We start from the raw sequence: 16,432 nt of genomic DNA, 5'->3' as shown, positions 1-16,432 counted from the left end.
CTCCCGGGCTGCGCTCAGAGCGCCTGCCATTCATGGATGGTGATGTCCCAGCCGCCGCTGGTACTGGCCGGGTCGCGTGCCACGATCGCCTGCGCCGCAGCGAGATCGTCGGCGTGGATCAGATACGCACCGCCGCTCTTGTCGGCGAAGGGACCGGAGCGCTCCAGCACGCCCTCGGCACGTAGGGCGTCGAGGAAGGCGCGATGCGCCACGATGGCCGCCGGGTCCACCACTGGACGGCGCATCAGCATGACGAGAAACAGGGGCCGCACGCTCATACCGCGGCAATCCGTTCACGCCACTGCCGCGTGCGGGCGAGGATCGCCTCCACGTCCATGTCCACCAGCTGGCGCCCCGCCAGCTTGCGGCGGCCGGCAATCCACACGTCGGTGACCTGGTGGCGGCCGGTGGCGTAGACCAGCTGCGAGGCGACGTGGAACAGCGGCTGGGTCTCCAGGTCGCTCAGGCGCACGGCGGCGAGGTCGGCCTGCTTGCCCACCTCGATCGAGCCGACCTTGTCTTCCAGGCCCATCGCGCGGGCCGCGTTGAGCGTGCCGGCACGCAGTGCGGAAGCAGCATCGAACGCGGCTGCATCCTGCGCCACCGCCTTGGCCAGAATCGCCGCGGTGCGCATCTCGCCGAACATGTCCAGATCGTTGTTGGACGCACAGCCGTCGGTGGCGACGGCCAGGTTGACGCCGGCCCGACGGAACTTCTCCGCCGGGCAGAAGCCCGAGGCCAGCTTGAGGTTCGATTCGGGACAATGCACCACCGACACGCCGGCCTCGGCGCAGGCGGCGATTTCCGCGTCGGTGGCCTGGGTCATGTGCACGGCGATCAGGCGATCGTTGACCAGGCCCAGCTTCTGCAGCCGCTGGAACGGACGCAGGCCGCTCTTCTTCTTTTCTTCCTCCACCTCGTGCGCAGTCTCGTGCAGGTGCAGGTGGACCGGGATGTCGAGCTGGTCGGCCAGCACGCGGATGCGCTCGAAACTGGCGTCGGACACCGTGTACGGTGCATGCGGCGCGAACGCGGTGCCCACCAGCGGATCGCCGAGGAAGCTGTCGTGCACCTCGCCGGCGCGCTCGAAATATTCGTCCTGGGTCTTGGCCCAGGCGGTCGGGAACTCGATCACCGGCAGGCCGACCACCGCGCGGAAACCCAGCTTGCGGTAGGTGGCGCCGATGGCGTCGGGAAAGAAGTAGTTCTCGTTGGCGCAGGTGGTGCCGCCGCGCAGCATCTCGGCCACCGCAAGCTCCACGCCATCGCGCACGAACTCCGGCCCGATCACCTTGGCCTCGGCCGGCCAGATGTGATCCTGCAGCCAGGTCATCAGCGGCAGGTCGTCGGCCAGGCCGCGCAGCAGGGTCATCGGGTTGTGCGTGTGGCTGTTGATCAGGCCGGGGATCAAGGCGTGCTCGCCCAGCTCCACCCGCTCGCGCGGCGCGTAGGCGACGCGCGCCTCGGCGATCGGCAGCAGGGCGACGATGCGGTCGGCGTCGACCACCACCGCATGCTGCTCCAGCACCACGGCGTGGGGTTCGACCGGCACGATCCAACGTGCCTCGATGACCAGATCGACCGACTTCGGCGGCATGGAACTCATCTTCACCTCACTGTGTCCGGAACGCGCACGGCCATCATGGCCGCCGCGTTTGATGCGAATACGACAAGGGGCGGTACCTTGCGGCGCCCGCCCCCTGGCTTCCTGGCTTCAGGATCCCGACGTTCGCCGGGATGATGCGCCGGCGAAGACGCGGGCGTGGCCCGCGCGCCGGTGCGTCACTTGCCGACGCGGCTGTCGTACTCGCCGGTGCGGGTATCGACCTTGATGATCTCGTCCTGATTGACGAACAGCGGCACGCGCACCACGGCACCGGTTTCCAGCGTGGCCGGCTTGCCGCCGCCGCCGGAGGTGTCGCCGCGCACGCCCGGGTCGGTCTCGACGATCTTCAGCTCGACGAACTTCGGCGGCTGCACGGCGATGATGCCGCCGTTGAACAGGGTGACCACGCACTCCTCCTCACCCTTGAGCCACTTCCAGGCATCGCCCATGGCGGCCAGCGAGGCGGGGAACATCTCGAACGTTTCCATGTTCATGAAGTTCCACACGCGGTCGTTGCCGATGCCGTCGATAAAGGACAGCTGCATGTCGGTGTCGACCGCGTCGGCTTCCTCGAACGAGTCGCTGGACTTCAGCGTCTGCTCGGTGGTGCGGCCGTCCTTGAGGTTGCGGATGCGGATGCGGGTGAACGCCTGGCCCTTGCCCGGCTTGATGAAGTCCGCCTCGGTAATGACCCACGGATCACCGTTGTGAAGGATCTTCTTGCCCGTTTTGACGTCATTGAGGCCAAGGGTCGCCATGCGCTATCTGCTCCAGAGGTAATTCCGCCCCGCGGGGCGGCTAAAATGAATGCTTTGCCGGGCTTCTGGGCCCGTTCCAGGGTCCACCATGATAACCGCAAGCCCCAGCGCCCGCCTATCGTCGCCCGCTCCGGACTGGCGCCAGCTCTGGCGCGAGGCCATCACCGATCCGGCCGAGCTGCTGGAGTTGCTGGGTCTGGATGCGCTGGCGCCGCAACTTCCCAGGGACGACGCCGGCTTCACCCTGCGCGTACCTCGGGGGTTCGTGGCACGCATGCGCCATGGCGATCCGCGCGACCCCCTGCTGCTGCAGGTACTGCCCCAGCTGGCGGAGCTGGAGGACGTCGAGGGCTTTTCGACGGACGCCGTGGGCGATCTCGCCGCGCGTGAATCACAGGGGCTGCTGCACAAGTACGAAGGCCGCGCCCTGCTGATCGCCAGCGGCAGCTGCGCGGTGAACTGTCGCTACTGTTTTCGCCGGCACTTCCCGTACGGCGAGGAGATGGCTGCCGCCGGCCAGTGGCGGCAGGCGCTGGCGCATCTGCGCGCCGACCCCAGCATCACCGAGCTGATCCTCTCCGGTGGCGATCCGCTGGCGCTGACCACCAGCAAACTGGAAGAACTCACCCGCGGCCTGGCCGAGCTTCCCCACGTCACCCGGCTGCGCATCCACACGCGGTTGCCGGTGGTGCTGCCCGACCGCATCGATGAGGCCTTCCTCGGCTGGCTGTCCGCGCTGCCCCTGCAAAAAGTGGTGGTGCTGCATGCCAACCACGCCAACGAATTCGATGCGGCGGTGGACGCCGCCTGCGCCGGCCTGCGCGCGGCGGGCGCGACACTGCTCAACCAGGCCGTCCTGCTGCGCGGAATCAACGATCAGGAAGACGCCCTGATCGAGCTCTCCGAGCGACTATTCACCGCGGGCGTGCTGCCGTACTACCTGCACCAGCTCGATCGCGTGCAGGGCGCCGCCCATTTCGAGGTCGACGACGATCGGGCGCTGGCCCTGGTGGAGGCCATGCGCGCCCGTCTGCCCGGCTACCTGGTGCCACGGCTGGTGCGCGAGGTGGCCGGCGATACGTCCAAGCGCCCGTTGTGAACGCGACCGGCGTCGCTCGCGGACGGCGCCGTGGTGGCGGCCCGTGCAGGAATCCGTTACAACCCTTGCCTACGCCCCGTGGTGCTCTTGACCGTCGACGCGATGGCCAGGGCTCAACAAGCCTTTCGATGTGTCCATGAAAAAAGATTCCGTGATCAAGATCCTGTTCGTCGAGACCCCGGTCGAGGACGCCGAGCAGATCATCAGCCTATTGCGCAACGGCGGCATTGCGGTGCGGCCGGCGCGGGCGACCAGCACGGAGGAAATCCAGGCGGCACTGGACGAGTTGGCGCCGGACATCGTGCTGTACGACCCGGTGCCGGCGAAGCTGCCCCTGCGCGACGTGGCCCAGCAGATCGAGGCGCACGGCCGGGACTTCTCGCTGGTTGCCCTGGTCGCGCAGATGGACAACCAAGTCGTGGCCGACATGTTCAATGCCGGCGTGCGCGGTATCGCCATCCGCAGCCAGCCCAAGCAGCTGCTGACGGTGCTGCAGCGCGAGCACGAGGCGCTGCAGACGCGCCGCCAGGTGCGCCTGCTCGAGGCCGCCCTGCGGGAGTCCGAACGCCGCGCCGACGCCCTGCTGGATTCGTCCACCGATCCGATCGCCTTCGTCCACGACGGCATGCACGTGCGCGCCAACAAGGCCTATCTGGACACCTTCGGCTACGAGGATTTCGACGACCTGCTGTGCCTGCCGGTGCTCGACCTCATCAGCAGCAGCGATGCGGAAGAGTTCAAGAACCTGCTGCGCAGCCACGCCCGCAACGAGAAGGCGGCGCAGCACATCGAGCTGCAGGCGCGCCGCTCCGACGGCAGCAGCTTCCCGGCCACCGTGGAATTCGCGCACGCCACCTTCGAGGGTGAGCCTTGCCTGCAGATCGTGTTCCGCCGTCAGCAGGTCGACCCGCAGCTGGTCGAGCAGCTGCAGCGTGATCCGGTGACCGGCCTGTACAACCGCGCCCGCACACTGGAATTCATCGACGACGCGGTCACCGCCGCGGCCAAGGGCACCAAGGGCCAGAGCCTGCTGCTGGTGGAGCCGGACAACTGGAACGGCCTGATCGACAGCGTCGGCATGGGCAAGGCCGACGAACTGCTGGCCGCCTTCGCCAATCGGGTCAGCGGCGAGCTGGGCGAGGACGACGTGGCCGGCCTGCTGGCCGAGCACACGCTCGGCGTGGTGCTGCGCGATCGCAACGACGAGGCGGTGAAGGCCTGGATCGCCGGCCTGCAGCAGCGTATCGCCGGGGAGATCTTCGACCTCGGCAACCAGTCCATCACGGTCTCGATCAGCGTCGGCGGCAGCCTGCTGGGCGAGAAGAACGCCAACGCGGAACTGCTGCTCAACCAGGCCAGCCAGGCGCTGCGCAATGTGCTCAGCCAGGGCGGCGGCCGGGTCGAGGTGCATGATCCGGCGGCGCGCGAGAAGGCCGACGCCGAGCGCGAACGCTACTGGCTGCAGTTGTTGCAGCAGGCGCTGGCCAACGACGGCTTCGTGCTCTACCACCAGCACACCATCAGCCTGCAGGACGCCGAGGGCGAGTATTCGGAAATCCTGCTGCGCATGAACGGCCCGCAGGGCGAGGTGCTGCCGGGCTTCTTCATGCCGATCGCCGAGCAGCACGGCCTGAGCGTGGCGATCGACCGCTGGGTGTTGAACAAGGCGATCGAGATCCTGCGTGCGCGCGACGGCCAGGGCATCCACACCACGTTCTTCGTCAAGCTCACCGCCGACTCGATCCAGGACGCCACGCTGCTGCCGTGGTTGGGCGAGCAGATCCGCAAGGCCGGGCTCAAGAACGGCCAGATCGTGCTGGAAATGACCGAGAGCAAAGTGGTGACCCTGCTGCGCCCCGCGCAGGAATTCGTCACCGGCTGGAAGAAGTTCGGCGGCCGCTTCGCGCTGGAACAGTTCGGCTCGGGCCTCAACTCGTTCCAGCTGCTCAACCACGTGGATGCGGACTACCTCAAGATCGACCGCTCCTACATGGCGCAGCTGCCGCAGCACCCGGAGAACCAGAAGAAGATCGCCGAGATCTGCCACCAGGCGCGCGAGATGAATCGCATCACCGTGGCCGAATGGGTAGAGGACGCCAGCAGCACCTCGCTGCTGTTCGCCTGCGGCGTGGATTTCGTGCAGGGCAACTTCCTGCAGGAACCGCAGCGGCTGGTCAACTGAGGCGGTCCGGCGTCAATCGCCGAACGTCAGGCCTCGAAAGACGCCCAGCAAAAAGCCGCGAAGGTCGCCCTTCGCGGCTTTTTTCTGCCCTGCGGGGCGGATTACTCGGCGGCAGCGGCCTTGGCGGCGGCCTTCGCGGCGGCGGCGGCAGCGATGTCTTCCTTGATGCGCGCGGCCTTGCCCTCGAGGTTGCGCAGGTAGTACAGCTTGGCGCCGCGCACCTTGCCCTTGCGCTTCACGCTGACCGACTCGATCGTCGGGCTGTGCGCCTGGAACACGCGCTCCACGCCGGTGCCGTGCGAGATCTTGCGCACGGTGAAGGCCGAATGCAGGCCGCGGTTGCGCTTGGCGATGACGACGCCCTCGAACGCCTGCAGGCGCTCGCGATTGCCTTCCTTCACCTTGACGTTGACCACCACGGTGTCGCCGGGGCCGAAGTCCGGCAGCTGGCGGGTGATCTGCTCGGATTCGAACTGTTCGATGATCTTGTTCATGGCAACACCTGTGTCAAATGCAATAACTGCGGTCACGCGTTGGCCGCATCGTTGTGCCGCAGATATTCGCGGCGGAATTCATCCAGCAGCGCAGCAGACTCTGCATCCAGGGTCCGTCGCGCCAGCAGGTCGGGACGGCGCAGCCAGGTTCGTCCCAGCGACTGCTTCAGGCGCCAGCGGCGGATCGCCGCGTGGTCACCGGACAGCAACACCGCCGGCACGTCACCCAGTGCATCGTGCACCGGCTTCGTGTAGTGCGGGCAATCCAGCAGGCCGTCCGAAAACGAATCCTGCTGCGCCGACTGCGCGTCGTTCAACGCACCGTCCTGCAAGCGGCCCACGGCATCGATGATTACCGCGGCGCCCAGCTCACCGCCGGACAGCACATAGTCGCCGATGGAAAGCTCCTCGTCGACCTCGCGCGCCAGCAGACGCTCGTCCACACCTTCATAACGTCCACACAGCAGGGCGATCCGCGGCAGCTTTGCCAGCGACTCCACCCGGCCCTGCGTCAGCCGCGCTCCCTGCGGACTGAGGTAAATCACATGCACCGGCTCCGGTGCCGCCTCGCGCATCGCCTTGAGGGCCGCGCGCAAAGGCTCGATCAGCATCACCATCCCGGGCCCGCCGCCACAGGTGCGGCCGTCCACGGTGCGGTAGTTGTCGGTGGCGTAATCCCGCGGGTTCCAGGCTTCCACCTGCAGCAGTTCGCGCTGTTGAGCGCGCCCCACCACACCGACGGCGGCGCACTGGCGCATGAAGTCGGGAAACAGCGTGACGACATCGATGCGCATCAGACCCTCCACTCCCGAGCAGCAACGGGGCTCAGAATTCGGGATCCCAGTCCACCACCATGCGCCCGGCCGACAAATCCACCGAACGCACGTAATTGCCCTGGATGAAGGGGATCAGCCGCTCGCGCTCGCCGTCCCGCACCACCACCACGTCGTTGGCGCCGGTGGCGAACAGGTGACTGACCCGTCCCAACGCCACGCCTTCCGTGGTGACGACCTCAAGCCCTTCGAGGTCCACCCAGTAATACTCGTCCTGGCCGGGCGGCGGCAGCAGCTCGCGGGCGACATAGATGTCCTGCCCCACCAGTGCCGCGGCCTTCTCGCGGGTGTCCACCCCGGGCAGGAAGCAAATCAGCCCCTTGCCCTGCGGACGGCCCTTGATGCCCGCCACTTCGACCACTTGGCCCGGCGCCATGGAGAGCTGCCAGGGCTGGTAATCGAAAATGCGCGTGCGGGGCTCGGACCAGGATTCGATCTTGAGCCAGCCCTGCACGCCATACAGCCCGACGATGCGTCCCATCAGGACGCGCCGACCGGCTGCCGTCATGCTCAGGCAGCCTGCTGCTTGCCGGCTTCCTTCACGAGGGCGGCGACCTTGTCGGTCAGCTGCGCACCCTTGCCCACCCACTCCTTGACGCGCTCGACGTTGAGCTCAAGGCGCTTGTCCTTGCCCGCCGCGACCGGGTTGTAGAAGCCCACGTTCTCGATATTGCGACCGTCGCGCTTGTTGCGCTGGTCGGTCACGACGACGTGGTAGAACGGACGGCCCTTGGCGCCACCGCGCGAAAGACGAATCTTGACCATAGTAAAAGCTCCAGAGTTGCCGGAATCGCCGGCCGCACGCACGAGACCGTGCGCGGTAAACGCGGCATTTTAGTGGATTTTCGGTAAAAGGGAAGCCCTTGGGCGGCTAAGGCGGCCTGTCCACTCCGATCACCCGTACAGCGGGGTAAGGTCGCTACGAAGCGAACGTCCATACCGCCGGGCAAGGTCCCTACGAAGCGAACGTCATCCCCGCGAAAGCGGGGATCCATCGTGTTCTCGGCACCAACGTCAAAATGGGTCCCCGCTTGCGCGGGGATGACGCTCGCCCTTTAGCGGCACCAAGGCGCTTGGGCCGAGGACCGCGGCGACACCCCGGATCGATCAGCGCATCGGCGGCATGCCGCCGCCCATGCCCCCCATGCCTTTCATCGCGCCGCGCATCTGCCGCAGCAGGCCCTTGGTGCCGCCCTTGGCCAGTTTGGACATCATCTTTTCCATCTGCATGTACTGCTTGAGCAGGCGGTTGACGTCGGCCGGCTGGGTGCCCGAACCGCGGGCCACGCGGGCGCGGCGCGAGCCGTTGAGCAGATCCGGGTGGCGGCGCTCTTTCTTGGTCATCGAGCCGATGATCGCGACCATTCGCTTGAGCTCGTTGTCGTTGACCTTGGACTTCACGCTGTCCGGCACGCTGGACATGCCCGGCAGCTTGTCCATCAGCCCGGCCAGGCCACCCATGTTGTTCATCTGCTCGAGCTGGTCGCGCATGTCGTTCAGGTCGAAGCGCTTGCCCTTCATCACCTTGGTGGCGAGCTTCTGCGCCTTGTCCTGGTCGACCTTGCGCTCGACCTCCTCGACCAGCGACAGCACGTCGCCCATGCCCAGGATGCGCTGGGCGACGCGGTCCGGATGGAACGGCTCGAGCGCGTCGAGCTTCTCGCCAGCACCCAGGAACTTGATCGGCCGACCGGTGACGTAGCGCACCGACAGCGCGGCACCGCCACGGGCGTCGCCGTCGGTCTTGGTCAGCACCACGCCGGTCAGCGGCAGCGCCTCGGCAAACACCTTGGCGGTGTTGGCCGCGTCCTGGCCGGTCATCGCGTCGACCACGAACAGCGTCTCGACCGGCGTGATCGCGGCGTGCAGCGCCTTGATCTCGTCCATCATCGCCTGATCGACGCTGAGGCGACCAGCGGTATCGACCAGCAGCACATCGATGACCTCGCGCCGCGCGGCCGCGATCGCCGCCTTGGCGATGTCGATCGGATTCTGGCCGGCCTCGGAGGGGAAGAAGCTCACCCCGACCTGCCCGGCCAGCGTGCGCAGCTGTTCGATCGCCGCCGGACGATAGACGTCGCAGCTCACCACCATCACGCGCTTCTTCTTGCGCTCGGTCAGGAAGCGCGCCAGCTTGCCCACCGTGGTGGTCTTGCCCGCGCCCTGCAGGCCCGCCATCAGCACCACGGCTGGCGGCGTCTGGGCGAGATTGAGCTCGGTGTTGACCGTGCCCATCACCGCGGTCAGCTCGTCGCTGACCACCTTCACCAGCGCCTGGCCCGGCGACAGGCTCTTGAGCACTTCCTGGCCGACCGCGCGCACCTTCACCCGCTCGATCAGCGCCTGCACCACCGGCAGCGCCACGTCCGCCTCGAGCAGGGCGATGCGCACCTCGCGCAGCGACTCGCGGATGTTTTCCTCGGTCAGCCGGCCGCGGCCGCGCAGGCGGTTGACGGTGGCGGAGAGGCGTTGGCTAAGCGACTCGAACATGGGTGAAAACCGTGGCGCGGAAAGTCGCCGATTATAGCCGGCGAGGCCTGCTACCGGCGAACTGCCCACCTGCACCGGCGCCAGGCGCTGTGCGACACTGCCGGGCCATGATGCTTCCTGCCCTCAGCTCCCTCGCCATCGTCTTCTACCTCGCTGCCGCCGGTGCGCTGGCCTGGCCGCTGCTCGGGGATAACCGGCCCACGCAGCGCTGGCCATTGGCCTTGGGCGCCCTCGCCGTGCTGCTGCATGCGGCGATCCTGCTGGGCATGCATCGCGGCGCGCTGGATCTGCACTTCTTCGCCGCACTGTCGCTGACCGCCTGCGTAGTCTCGGCGCTGACCTTGCTGGTGAACCTGTCGCGTCCAGTGGCGGCGCTCGGGGTCATCGTGTTCCCGCTGGCGGCGTTGCTGGTGGCCGCCGATGGCTTTCTCGCCCCACCCACGCTGCCGCAGCCGATGGACTGGCAGATCAAACTGCACGTCACCGTGGCCCTGCTCGCCTTCAGCGTGCTGTCGATCGCGGCGGTGATGGCGATCGGCCTGGCGGTGCAGGAGCGCGGCCTGCGCCACCGCCAGTTCGGCCCCTGGCTGCGCGCCCTGCCACCGTTGACGCTTACCGAAACCCTGCTGTTCCAGCTGATCGGTGCCGGCTTCGCCCTGCTCACGCTGACCCTGGTCACCGGCGCGCTGTTCGTCGACAACCTGTTCGGCCAGCACCTGGTGCACAAGACGGTGCTGTCGATCATCGCCTGGCTGATCTTCGGCGCCCTGCTCTACGGCCGCTGGAAGCACGGCTGGCGTGGGCGCCGCGCGGTGAACCTCACCTTGTCGGGCATGGCGCTGCTGGTGCTGGCGTTCTTCGGCACCAAGGCGGTGCTGGAACTGGTGTTGCACCGGGGCCTGTGACATGAGCGGGGACGCAGCGCAGTTCGTCCTCACCCTGTCCTGCCCCGACCGGCCCGGCATCGTCGGCGCCGTCTCCAGCCATCTCGCCGCCCAGGGCAGCAACATCCTCGAAGCGCAGCAGTTCGGCGACGCGCAGACCGGACAGTTCTTCATGCGGCTGGTGTTCCATCCGTGCCAGCCCGACGTGGCGGCGGAGGACCTGCGTGCCGGTTTCCGTGTGGTGGCGCAGCGCTTTGACATGCGCTGGACGCTGCGCCCGCGCGAGCAACGCCGCCGCGTGCTGCTGATGGTGTCGAAGTTCGATCATTGCCTGGCCGATCTGCTCTACCGCTGGCGCATCGGCGAGCTGCCGATGGACATCGTGGGCATCGTCGCCAACCACCCGCGCGAGACGTATCGCCACCTGGATCTGGACGGCATCGCCTTCCATTACCTGCCCGTGGATCCCGCCGACAAGGCCGCGCAGGAAGCGCAGGTCTGGGCGGTGATCGAGCGGTCCCGCGCCGAGCTGGTGGTGCTCGCCCGCTACATGCAGGTGCTGTCCGACGAATTGGCCGGCAAGCTGGCCGGGCGCTGCATCAACATCCACCACTCGTTCCTGCCCGGCTTCAAGGGCGCGCGGCCGTATCACCAGGCACACCGGCGCGGGGTCAAGCTGATCGGCGCCACCGCGCACTTCGTCACGGCGGATCTGGACGAAGGCCCGATCATCGAGCAGGACATCGAGCGCGTCAGTCACAGCGACACGCCGGAGGACATGATCCGCATCGGTCGCGACATCGAGCGGCGCGTGCTCGCGCGCACGCTGCGGCTGGTGCTGGACGACCGCGTGCTGATCGACGGCCGCAAAACGGTGGTGTTTTCCCTGTAGGAGCGCACCTTGGTGCGCGACCGCGTGATGCATCGATACAGCGAGGTCGCGCACTAAGGTGCGCTCCTACATTGGCTTCAGCGGCAGGCGTCGATGGCCTCAGCCAGCCGCTCCACCGCGACGACTTCCATCTCGCCCACCTTGCCCTTCTTCGGCGCGTTGGCCTTCGGCACGATGGCACGGCGAAAGCCGTGGTGCGCGGCCTCCTTCAGGCGCTCCTCGCCGTTGGGTACCGGGCGGATTTCACCGGACAGGCCGACCTCGCCGAAGGCGATGGTCTTGTCCGGCAGCGGCCGGTCGCGCAGCGACGACAGCACCGCCAGCAGCACGGGCAGGTCGGCGGCGGTCTCCTGCACGCGGATGCCGCCGACCACGTTGACGAACACGTCCTGGTCATACGCTGCCACCCCGCCGTGCCGGTGCAGCACCGCCAGCAGCATCGCCAGCCGGTTCTGCTCCAGACCCAGCGCCACGCGGCGCGGATTGCCCAGCGAGCTCTGGTCGACCAGCGCCTGCACCTCCACCAGCAGCGGCCGCGTGCCTTCGCGCGTCACCATCACTGCGCTGCCCGAGGTGGGCCCGGCATGGGTGGACAGGAAGATCGCCGAGGGGTTGGGCACTTCGCGCAGACCCTTTTCGCTCATCGCGAACACGCCCAACTCGTTGACCGCACCGAAGCGGTTCTTGAACGCGCGCAGCACGCGGAATCGACTACCCGACTCACCCTCAAAATACAGCACCGCGTCGACCATGTGCTCGAGCACGCGCGGACCGGCGATGCCGCCCTCCTTGGTGACGTGGCCGACCAGGAATACCGAGGTACCGGTTTCCTTGGCGAAGCGGGTGAGCTTGGCGGCCGATTCGCGCACCTGGCTCACCGAGCCCGGCGCAGCGGTGAGCAGCTCGGTCCAGATGGTCTGGATCGAATCGATCACCAGCACACGCGGACGGCTGGCCGAGACCTGCTCCAGAATGCGCTCGATGCACGTTTCGGCCAGCCCGTGCAGCGGCGCCAACGGCAGGTCCAGCCGTTGCGCGCGGGCGGCGACCTGGGCCAGCGACTCCTCGCCCGTGACGTACACGCTGGGCAGCTGTGCGCCCAGCGTGCCGAGCATCTGCAACAGCAGCGTGGATTTGCCGATGCCCGGATCGCCGCCGATCAGCACCACCGAACCGTCCACCAGTCCGCCGCCGAGCACGCGGTCCAGCTCGCCGATACCGGTGAAGCTGCGCACCTCGGTGGTCAGCGCCACGGAGGTCAGGGGCGTCACTACCGGCGATCCTGCGGCCTTGCCGGCGTAGCCAACACTGCGCTGCGCCGCCACCGACTTGGCCGCCGGCTGCAGCACGATTTCCGACAGCGTGTTCCACACCCCGCACTCGACGCACTGGCCCTGCCACTTGGAGTGCTCGGCACCGCAATCGGTGCAGACGTAGGCGGTCTTGGCCTTGGCCATGCTGGTTCCGGAAGGATGAAAACGAAGCGGCGAGCTTAACGTGGGTGCATCGCAGGTCGCGAGACGCAGGCGACGCGTCGCGCTGTCGGCGCGATGGCCGCTAGCCCTCGTCTTCGACGAACAGCACGCGCCGGGTCATGCCGCAGGTGAGGTCGTAGCTGATGGTGCCGGCCTGCGCCGCGACCAGCTCCACCGGCAACTGCGGCCCCCACAGGGTCACGCGGTCGCCCACTTTCGCGGCCGGCGCGTCGCGCAGGTCCAGCGTGATCAGGTCCATCGAGACACGGCCGATCAGCGGGACGCGCCGATCGTTCACCAGCACTGGCGTGCCCGCCACCGCGCTGCGCGGGTAGCCGTCGCCGTAGCCGATGGCCGCCACGCCCACCGGCATGTCCTCGGGGCAGGTCCAGGTGCCGTTGTAGCCGATGCGCTCGCCGGCACGGATGCGGTTGATCGCGATGAGACGGGTGGACAGCGTCATCGCCGGGCGAAAACCGAAATCGCTGCCGCTCTTGCCGTCGACCACCGAGAGGCCGTACAGCAGACCGCCGGTGCGCACCCAGTCGGCGCGCGCCTGCGGCCAGCCCAGCACGGCGGCCGAGTTGGCCAGCGAGCGCGGCCCGTCGAGCCCGGCAGTTACCTCGTTGAAGCGCTCGATCTGCGCCCGCGTCACCGCGCCGTCGAACACTTCCGACTCAGCGAAATGGGTCAGCAGGCCAATCTGCGGATCGACGCCCGACATTGCCGCCAGCCGCGCATGCACCGCCGCGACCTGCTCGGGCGCGAAGCCCAGCCGGTGCATGCCGCTGTCGATCTTGATCCATACCCGCAACCGTCCGCGCCGCGGCGAAGCCTCGGCCAGCCAGGCGAGCTGGGCTTCATGGTGAATCGCCGCCTCCAGGCCGAGCCGCTGCATCTCGGCGATGTCGCCCGGCTGGTCGGGACCGGACAGCACGGCGATGCGCTGGCGGTGGCCGGCCGCACGCAGGCGCAGGCCGTCACCCAGCGCCGCCACCGCAAAGGCTTCGGCCTGCTCGTCCAGCGCGCGCGCCACCCGCTCCAGACCGTGGCCGTAGGCGTCGGCCTTGACCACGGCCATCACCCGCGCCGGCGCGGCCGTGCGCTGGATCAGCGCCAGGTTGTGGCGCAGGGCGCCCAGGTGGATGGTGGCAACGGTGGTGCGGCTCATGCAGGCACGTATGCGGAAATCGGGAGCGGAATGTCAGGACAACAGAGCAACGGCCTCCCCCTTACCCCGCCCCTCTCTTCCGGGCCGAGCCCGGGGGAGAGGGAGCGTGGAACATGACGGTGCGCCCCCCCCGGACGCCCGATGCTTGCTGGCCTGCCGTCAATCGAACGCCCCGACGAATGAGTCCGGCGCGTAGTTCTCGAACTTGGTGTAGTGGCCGAGGAAGGTCAGCTTCACCGTGTCGGTGGGGCCGTTACGCTGCTTGCCGATAATTATCTCGGCCAGGCCTTTGTCGGGCGATTCCTTGTTGTAGTACTCGTCGCGGTAGATGAACATGATCACGTCCGCGTCCTGCTCGATGGCGCCCGACTCGCGCAGGTCGGACATCATCGGACGCTTGTCGGCGCGTTGCTCCAACGAGCGGTTCAACTGGGACAGGGCGATCACCGGCACGTTCAACTCCTTGGCGAGGCCCTTGAGTGAACGCGAGATTTCTGAAATCTCGGTGGCGCGGTTCTCCTTGTTCCCGGGCACCTGCATCAGCTGCAGGTAGTCGATCACGATCAGGCCCAGCCCGCCGTGCTCGCGATGCAGACGACGCGCGCGCGAACGCAGTTCCACCGGCGACAGGCCGGGCGTGTCGTCGATGAAGATCTTCGCCTCGGACAGGATCGCGATGGCGTTGGTGACGCGCGGCCAGTCTTCCTCGGCCAGGTCGCCGTTGCGCAGATGCTGGGCATGGATGCGGCCGATCGAGGAGATCAGTCGCAGCGCCAGCTGCGAGGCGGACATTTCCATCGAGAAGATCGCCACCGCCTTCTTGCCGCGCAGCGCGGCGGCCTCGGCGATGTTCACCGAAAACGCGGTCTTGCCCATCGACGGGCGCGCCGCCACGATGATCAGGTCCGACGGCTGCAGGCCCGAGGTGAGCTCGTCCAGATCGTTGAAGCCGGTGGAGATACCGGTGAGCTGACCCTTGTTCTGGTAGCGCTCGTGCAGCAGGCGGAAGGCGTCCTTGACCGCCTCGCGCATCGACACCGAATCCTTCTTGCCGCGGGTGCCCGACTCGGCGATCTTGAACACGCGCTGCTCGGCACTCTCCAGCACCTCCTGCACGCCTTTGCCCTCGGGTCGGTAACCGTCCTCGCTGATCGACACGCCGGCGTCGATCAGCTGCCGCAGGATCGACTTCTCGCGCACGATGTCGCCGTAGGCGCCGATGTTCGCCGCGCTGGGCGTGGTGTTGGCCAGCTCGGCCAGATAGCTGGCACCGCCGACCATCTCGGCCAGGCCATTGGCCTCGAACCAGTCGCCGAGCGTCACCGCATCGCAGGGCATGCCCTTGTTCGCCAGCTCGGTGATGGCGCGCCAGATCAGGCGGTGATCCTTGCGGTAGAAATCGCCCTCGGAGAGCCGGTCAGCCACCTTGTCCAGCGCGTCGGGGGCCAACATCAGGCCACCCAGCACGGCCTGTTCGGCATCGATGGAGTGCGGCGGCACGCGCAGCGACTCCACACTGGAACCGGTGGATTTGCGATCGGGCACGAAGGACATCGGGATACTCGCAGGATGGGCGGCGCGGCCGTGCGCACACGCGCCCAAGGATACGCGCGGCCATCGCAGGGCACGAGACAGCAACTCTGTGGATAAGCTGTGGTTTGGCGTGGACAAGTCACGCCGATCGCCGGCGACGCCACAAAGCAAACGGGCGCCTTGCGGCGCCCGTCTGGAGTCCAGCGCGAGGCGGGGACTTATTTCTCGCCGACCACGATCACCTTGACGGTGGTCTGGACGTCGGCGTGCAGGCTGATCACCACGTCGAACTCGCCGGTGTGGCGGATCGGGCCTTCGCCCTGGATCACCTCACCCTTGTGGATGGTCTTGCCGGCGGCCTGGAAGGCCTCGGCGATATCGCGCGGGCCGACCGAGCCGTACAGCTTGCCTTCCGGGCTGGCGTGCGCGGTGATCGTCACCGACGCATCGGCCAGCTGGGCCTTGCGGGACTCGGCGTCGGCCAGCAGCGTGTTGGCCTTGGCCTCGTACTCGGCGCGGCGCTTCTCGAAGGCTTCGAGGTTGGCGGCATTGACGCGCACGGCCTTGCCCTGCGGCAGCAGGTAGTTGCGGCCGTAACCCGGCTTCACGTTGACCTTGTCGCCAAGGTTGCCGAGGTTGCGCACTTTCTCGAGAAGAATCAGTTCCATGGTCGTTCCTTTTCGTTAGCACCGGTGTGGCCCGGCGCAGCCGTGGACGGTTGTCCGAAGGGTTTGCTCACGCGGCCGCCCCGAGAGGAGCGGCCGCGCGCCACGATCAGACGTCGTGGTTGTCGGTGTACGGCAGCAGGGCCAGGAAGCGCGCGCGCTTGATCGCGGTCGCCAGCTGACGCTGATAGCGGGCCTTAGTGCCGGTGATGCGGCTGGGAACGATCTTGCCGTTCTCGGTCACGTACTGGCGCAGGGTGTTGAGATCCTTGTAGTCGATCTCTTTGACGTTTTCGGCCGTGAAGCGGCAGAACTTGCGGCGGCGGAAGAACTTGGACATGGCTATGGGC

At 67.5% G+C, this 16,432-nt stretch carries 17 protein-coding genes; 4 read left to right on the top strand and 13 right to left on the bottom strand.

The annotated features are described in order from the left end of the window. Window positions 1-14 precede the first annotated feature (14 nt). The 3 genes from ACQVBX_RS02375 to efp form a co-directional block, all read right to left on the bottom strand. A complete protein-coding gene (locus ACQVBX_RS02375; protein WP_431636305.1) occupies window positions 15-278 on the bottom strand; it encodes a YciI family protein in 264 nt (87 codons plus the stop codon). Next, window positions 275-1,606 carry a TRZ/ATZ family hydrolase gene (locus ACQVBX_RS02370; RefSeq protein WP_431636304.1) on the bottom strand — a complete coding sequence of 444 codons (1,332 nt, stop codon included), beginning with the start codon at window positions 1,604-1,606 and terminating at the stop codon, window positions 275-277. The genes ACQVBX_RS02375 and ACQVBX_RS02370 overlap by 4 nt, the downstream gene beginning before the upstream one ends. A 176-nt stretch (window positions 1,607-1,782) precedes the next feature. Then, a complete protein-coding gene (gene efp / locus ACQVBX_RS02365; protein ID WP_431636303.1) occupies window positions 1,783-2,364 on the bottom strand; it encodes an elongation factor P in 582 nt (193 codons plus the stop codon). A gap of 88 nt (window positions 2,365-2,452) precedes the next feature. Between efp and epmB the strand changes: the two genes are divergently transcribed. Together epmB and ACQVBX_RS02355 are read left to right on the top strand one after the other, a co-directional pair. Further along, entirely contained in the window at window positions 2,453-3,463 is a 1,011-nt protein-coding gene (gene epmB, locus ACQVBX_RS02360; RefSeq protein WP_431636302.1) for an EF-P beta-lysylation protein EpmB, read from the top strand. A 136-nt stretch (window positions 3,464-3,599) separates the two neighbouring features. Continuing rightward, a complete protein-coding gene (locus ACQVBX_RS02355) occupies window positions 3,600-5,645 on the top strand; it encodes an EAL domain-containing protein (RefSeq protein WP_431636301.1) in 2,046 nt (681 codons plus the stop codon). Window positions 5,646-5,746: 101 nt separating this feature from the next. On the opposite strand, the gene rplS is transcribed toward ACQVBX_RS02355, so the two are convergent. The 5 genes from rplS to ffh all read right to left on the bottom strand — a co-directional run bounded on the left by rplS (window position 5,747) and on the right by ffh (window position 9,462). After that, entirely contained in the window at window positions 5,747-6,139 is a 393-nt protein-coding gene (rplS, locus tag ACQVBX_RS02350) for a 50S ribosomal protein L19 (protein ID WP_431636300.1), read from the bottom strand. Window positions 6,140-6,171: 32 nt separating this feature from the next. Continuing rightward, window positions 6,172-6,933, bottom strand: a complete 762-nt coding sequence (gene trmD / locus ACQVBX_RS02345) for a tRNA (guanosine(37)-N1)-methyltransferase TrmD (protein ID WP_431636299.1) — start codon at window positions 6,931-6,933, stop codon at window positions 6,172-6,174. A 31-nt stretch (window positions 6,934-6,964) separates the two neighbouring features. Then, complete coding sequence (gene rimM / locus ACQVBX_RS02340) at window positions 6,965-7,480, bottom strand: ribosome maturation factor RimM (RefSeq protein ID WP_431636298.1); 516 nt, start codon at window positions 7,478-7,480, stop codon at window positions 6,965-6,967. 2 nt (window positions 7,481-7,482) lie between these two features. Then, a complete protein-coding gene (rpsP, locus tag ACQVBX_RS02335; RefSeq protein WP_431636297.1) occupies window positions 7,483-7,737 on the bottom strand; it encodes a 30S ribosomal protein S16 in 255 nt (84 codons plus the stop codon). Window positions 7,738-8,079: 342 nt separating this feature from the next. Next, window positions 8,080-9,462 (bottom strand): signal recognition particle protein, encoded by a 1,383-nt coding sequence (ffh, locus tag ACQVBX_RS02330; RefSeq protein WP_431636296.1) that lies wholly within the window; start codon window positions 9,460-9,462, stop codon window positions 8,080-8,082. Between the two features lie 107 nt (window positions 9,463-9,569). On the opposite strand from ffh, the gene ACQVBX_RS02325 reads away from it, so the two are divergent. Both ACQVBX_RS02325 and purU read left to right on the top strand, forming a co-directional pair. After that, window positions 9,570-10,367, top strand: coding sequence for a cytochrome C assembly family protein (locus tag ACQVBX_RS02325; protein WP_431636295.1), 798 nt, complete (start codon window positions 9,570-9,572; stop codon window positions 10,365-10,367). A gap of 1 nt (window position 10,368) precedes the next feature. Further along, window positions 10,369-11,238 carry a formyltetrahydrofolate deformylase gene (gene purU, locus ACQVBX_RS02320; protein ID WP_431636294.1) on the top strand — a complete coding sequence of 290 codons (870 nt, stop codon included), beginning with the start codon at window positions 10,369-10,371 and terminating at the stop codon, window positions 11,236-11,238. A 77-nt stretch (window positions 11,239-11,315) separates the two neighbouring features. On the opposite strand, the gene radA is transcribed toward purU, so the two are convergent. From radA to rpsR, 5 genes are all read right to left on the bottom strand, one after another. Beyond that, window positions 11,316-12,695, bottom strand: a complete 1,380-nt coding sequence (gene radA, locus ACQVBX_RS02315; protein ID WP_431636293.1) for a DNA repair protein RadA — start codon at window positions 12,693-12,695, stop codon at window positions 11,316-11,318. A gap of 100 nt (window positions 12,696-12,795) precedes the next feature. Continuing rightward, window positions 12,796-13,884, bottom strand: a complete 1,089-nt coding sequence (gene alr / locus ACQVBX_RS02310) for an alanine racemase (protein WP_431636292.1) — start codon at window positions 13,882-13,884, stop codon at window positions 12,796-12,798. Window positions 13,885-14,043: 159 nt separating this feature from the next. Further along, the gene (locus ACQVBX_RS02305) at window positions 14,044-15,438 is read right to left on the bottom strand and encodes a replicative DNA helicase (RefSeq protein ID WP_431636291.1); all 1,395 of its coding nucleotides are present in this window, start codon (window positions 15,436-15,438) and stop codon (window positions 14,044-14,046) included. Window positions 15,439-15,635: 197 nt separating this feature from the next. Then, a complete protein-coding gene (rplI, locus tag ACQVBX_RS02300) occupies window positions 15,636-16,085 on the bottom strand; it encodes a 50S ribosomal protein L9 (RefSeq protein WP_431636290.1) in 450 nt (149 codons plus the stop codon). A 106-nt stretch (window positions 16,086-16,191) separates the two neighbouring features. Beyond that, complete coding sequence (gene rpsR / locus ACQVBX_RS02295; protein WP_111983860.1) at window positions 16,192-16,422, bottom strand: 30S ribosomal protein S18; 231 nt, start codon at window positions 16,420-16,422, stop codon at window positions 16,192-16,194. Window positions 16,423-16,432 lie beyond the last annotated feature (10 nt).

The sequence above is a fragment of the Dyella thailandensis genome, assembly GCF_050749815.1.
Classification (GTDB): Bacteria; Pseudomonadota; Gammaproteobacteria; order Xanthomonadales; family Rhodanobacteraceae; genus Dyella_A.
Note: the sequence above shows the minus strand (reverse complement) of the source record. Positions and strands in the feature narration are given on the sequence as shown.

Excerpts from the sequence above, each read along its gene's own strand:
- trmD (WP_431636299.1), bottom strand. The coding sequence starts at position 6,933 with ATGCGCATCGATGTCGTCACGCTGTTTCCCGACTTCATGCGCCAGTGC.
- rplI (WP_431636290.1), bottom strand. The coding sequence starts at position 16,085 with ATGGAACTGATTCTTCTCGAGAAAGTGCGCAACCTCGGCAACCTTGGC.
- epmB (WP_431636302.1), top strand. The coding sequence starts at position 2,453 with ATGATAACCGCAAGCCCCAGCGCCCGCCTATCGTCGCCCGCTCCGGAC.
- ACQVBX_RS02355 (WP_431636301.1), top strand. The coding sequence starts at position 3,600 with ATGAAAAAAGATTCCGTGATCAAGATCCTGTTCGTCGAGACCCCGGTC.
- efp (WP_431636303.1), bottom strand. The coding sequence starts at position 2,364 with ATGGCGACCCTTGGCCTCAATGACGTCAAAACGGGCAAGAAGATCCTT.
- rpsP (WP_431636297.1), bottom strand. The coding sequence starts at position 7,737 with ATGGTCAAGATTCGTCTTTCGCGCGGTGGCGCCAAGGGCCGTCCGTTC.
- ACQVBX_RS02305 (WP_431636291.1), bottom strand. The coding sequence starts at position 15,438 with ATGTCCTTCGTGCCCGATCGCAAATCCACCGGTTCCAGTGTGGAGTCG.
- radA (WP_431636293.1), bottom strand. The coding sequence starts at position 12,695 with ATGGCCAAGGCCAAGACCGCCTACGTCTGCACCGATTGCGGTGCCGAG.
- ACQVBX_RS02370 (WP_431636304.1), bottom strand. The coding sequence starts at position 1,606 with ATGAGTTCCATGCCGCCGAAGTCGGTCGATCTGGTCATCGAGGCACGT.
- purU (WP_431636294.1), top strand. The coding sequence starts at position 10,369 with ATGAGCGGGGACGCAGCGCAGTTCGTCCTCACCCTGTCCTGCCCCGAC.
- rimM (WP_431636298.1), bottom strand. The coding sequence starts at position 7,480 with ATGACGGCAGCCGGTCGGCGCGTCCTGATGGGACGCATCGTCGGGCTG.
- ffh (WP_431636296.1), bottom strand. The coding sequence starts at position 9,462 with ATGTTCGAGTCGCTTAGCCAACGCCTCTCCGCCACCGTCAACCGCCTG.
- rpsR (WP_111983860.1), bottom strand. The coding sequence starts at position 16,422 with ATGTCCAAGTTCTTCCGCCGCCGCAAGTTCTGCCGCTTCACGGCCGAA.
- ACQVBX_RS02375 (WP_431636305.1), bottom strand. The coding sequence starts at position 278 with ATGAGCGTGCGGCCCCTGTTTCTCGTCATGCTGATGCGCCGTCCAGTG.
- alr (WP_431636292.1), bottom strand. The coding sequence starts at position 13,884 with ATGAGCCGCACCACCGTTGCCACCATCCACCTGGGCGCCCTGCGCCAC.
- rplS (WP_431636300.1), bottom strand. The coding sequence starts at position 6,139 with ATGAACAAGATCATCGAACAGTTCGAATCCGAGCAGATCACCCGCCAG.
- ACQVBX_RS02325 (WP_431636295.1), top strand. The coding sequence starts at position 9,570 with ATGATGCTTCCTGCCCTCAGCTCCCTCGCCATCGTCTTCTACCTCGCT.